Raw genomic sequence first — 3,244 nt, forward strand, 5'->3', positions numbered from 1 at the left:
AANTGATATATATTAGAGAAATTAAATTAACTGAATTTATTATTAAGTTAATTAAATATGATAATGCTATTTTAAACAGTAGAACATTTAATATTAAAAATATTGATGAGTTAATTGTTGATGTTCGCTTACCTGTGAATGCTACTTTGAACAGACAACTAAAAAATAACGAAGAAGGAGAACAAGAATAATGCTAAAACCATCTGAAAAAATGTTAGCACAATTAGCAGAAAAAGGTGAACCNATTGATTATTCAATTGATAGTATTCCTTTAGATTTTGCTACTCAATCGCAGTATAGCGACCCAGATTTAGAACAATTATTTACAGAAGATCGTGCAAGAACCTTATATATTTATAAAATTAATAATCTTGTTAAGACAAACCAAAAACCAACCTTGAACTATTCTCAAAATAGCGTTAAAATCGGTTTTATTGACAAAGATGAATATATTAAAATAACGGGTTATGAAATTAGTGACTTTAATTTTAAATTACAAATTCAACAAAATACCACAGTACAAGATAATAGCACAAGTTATATCATTATTGATGAAAAAGATATTTTAATCAATGATATTTCAAAACAAAATAAAGAATTTTTAGAAACATTAGACTTAAAAATAGTATCTATTAATGAACCAATTAGCGAAGATAACAAAAATGAATGTTATATAATTGAAGAATATAAACGCCCTTATTCACCTGATGGTGTGGGTATTATTAAATCTACTCATTTAGTCAAAATAACTGACTTCAAATGAAAAAACCAAAATAGTATTCATTTAGTTTTACAAAAATCATTACCCGAAGATACAGTATTTACTGGGATTGAAATTAAATACCCTAAATCTATGCTATTTGGTAATATTAAGTGCTGAGGCAATGTCAATGGTGTTTATTCTTATCCATCATCAAATATTGAAAACGCTAGTTTAGTACCTTTACTATCAATGCCCATTGAAACAAACCCTAATGTAAGAATATTTCAGTATTGATTTACTGAAAGTTTTTTACCATGAAGTATAGCCAAAAACTATATTCAAGGAAAAGATATTTTAGATTTGGTAAATAAAAATGGTTTAGACAAAGTTTTATTAAATTATTTAACATATCGTTATAATTATGACCGTAAATTTCAAGGTGCAAAATATGATGAAAAAGGTAACCCTACCAATAAAGCGGCTGAACTACGCCAAAAATTCGAAGGACAAAAACCCGAAGATATTATTGATGGTTTATTTGAAAATTGAAAACTAGATAATCCTACATCTATTAATGACAGTGCTGTTAAAATATTTAAACAAGTTATTTATATGTTATCAAATTATACATATAGTAAATTTGCTATTAATAAAGGTTATAATGATGATATTAAATTAATTGCTCCTTATTATTTAAAACTAATTTCAAAACCAAATAGATTGGAAGAAGGATATTTTTATTTTTCAGATTGTCAAGTACAAATATATTCATTATATTTTGATTTTATTGGTTCTAATCCACCAATTCCAATAAATTATTGAAAAGAAATTAAAGCACAAGAAAAACCATTTAATCAAGTGGATAATAAATGATATTTTGCTATATGGAAACCTAATAATTCTATTTATTGAAAAATATCAAAATTTAAACACGATACAAATAATGGTAAAAAAATTGATGGTTGAGATCCATTAAAACCATATTATATTGATCTCTTTTTGTGGGTTTTTGAAACAAAAGAACAAGATTTATTAATAGATGATCAATCGGAAAGTAAATTAGAACGAATTTTTTGAAATCAAGATAAGGGACAAAATTTTAAAGCAGTTTATCGTTGGAATGGTGATGGTGAACCTCTTAAACCTCTAATTGATTCAAGCACTGGACAAATTATTGATTGAAATTTAAAACAACAAACAAATGTTAATAACAACAAAGATAATAAAATTAAAGTAATTGTTAAAAACAAAGATATTTCAGAAAACCATATTTATCAATTAGAAGCAAATTATTTTAACTGATTATCGATAACAAATGAATTAGAAAATAATAATATTCCTTCTCTTATTCCATCAGAAATTAAATTATCAGATGGAGAATATGGTAAATATTTAACTAATTTAATTGTTTCAAATGACAAAATAGAAAAATATTTAAATTATTTTTCTGAATGATATAAATTACTTTATTCTAAAACAGATTGAATTAGTACAATCGAATATTTAATTGATTATAGTATTAAAATAACTTTTGATAAAAAACTATTTAAATTAAATCAAATTGAAATATCAGGTATATGGGGTTATGGAAATTATGACATTATAATTTTTACAGAAAAAGAACAAATTAATATTAATAATTTACAATTATTTAATAAAAATAATGAAAAATTATCATTAATTAGATTAGAAATATAAAAAGTCATTTATTAAAATGACTTTTTATTATGTATTAACTTTTATATTACCATTTTTATCAATAATTAAATTAGGTAAATTAGTATCTTCTAAATTCCAACGATAAACTGCTTTAAAATTTTGTCCCTTATCTTGATTTCAAAAAATTCGTTCTAATTTACTTTCCGATTGATCATCTATTAATAAATCTTGTTCTTTTGTTTCAAAAACCCACAAAAAGAGATCAATATAATATGGTTTTAATGGATCTCAACCATCAATTTTTTTACCATTATTTGTATCGTGTTTAAATTTTGATATTTTTCAATAAATAGAATCATTAGGTTTCCATATAGCAAAATATCATTTATTATCCACTTGATTAAATGGTTTTTCTTGGGGTACTATTCATTCTAAAATACCATCTTTTGTATTTATATTGTTTTCTTCTTTTAATTTTGTTAATTGTTTTTTTGTATATTCGTGTATTTTAGGTTTATTATTACAAGCAATTAAAGATGTTGTACTTGTTCCTATTAAAGTGATTGTACCTAAAAGACTTAATATTTTTTTCATTTTNTTNTTCTTCNTCAATTATAAAATAANTNCCNATNGTNTTTGTNACAATTTTTCAACCNTGATTAGAATTATTAATAAAGTGATTATTAATTTCTTGAAAATGATTATAAATAATATTAATTAAAATATTAGTATCTTCATCAGTGATTAATCCGCCCCAACCACTATGATCTTCTTTATGAAAACTAGTGATTGTTACTTTAATTTGTTTTTTAAATTCTTGATAATTATTTGCNTTTTCTTGATAAATTTGTTTAATTTTATNTCANNTATTANTNTNAATAT

At 22.9% G+C, this 3,244-nt stretch carries 1 protein-coding gene; it reads right to left on the reverse strand.

The genetic code is table 4. From position 1 onward, the window contains the following. Positions 1-2,428: 2,428 nt before the first annotated feature. Positions 2,429-2,956, reverse strand: a complete 528-nt coding sequence (locus tag BST80_RS03830) for a lipoprotein (RefSeq protein ID WP_415746036.1) — start codon at positions 2,954-2,956, stop codon at positions 2,429-2,431. Between the last annotated feature and the right edge of the window lie 288 nt (positions 2,957-3,244).

The sequence above is a fragment of the Spiroplasma sp. Moj genome (genome assembly GCF_016082285.1).
In the GTDB taxonomy this organism is placed as follows: Bacteria; Bacillota_I; Bacilli_A; order Mycoplasmatales; family Mycoplasmataceae; genus Spiroplasma; species Spiroplasma phoeniceum.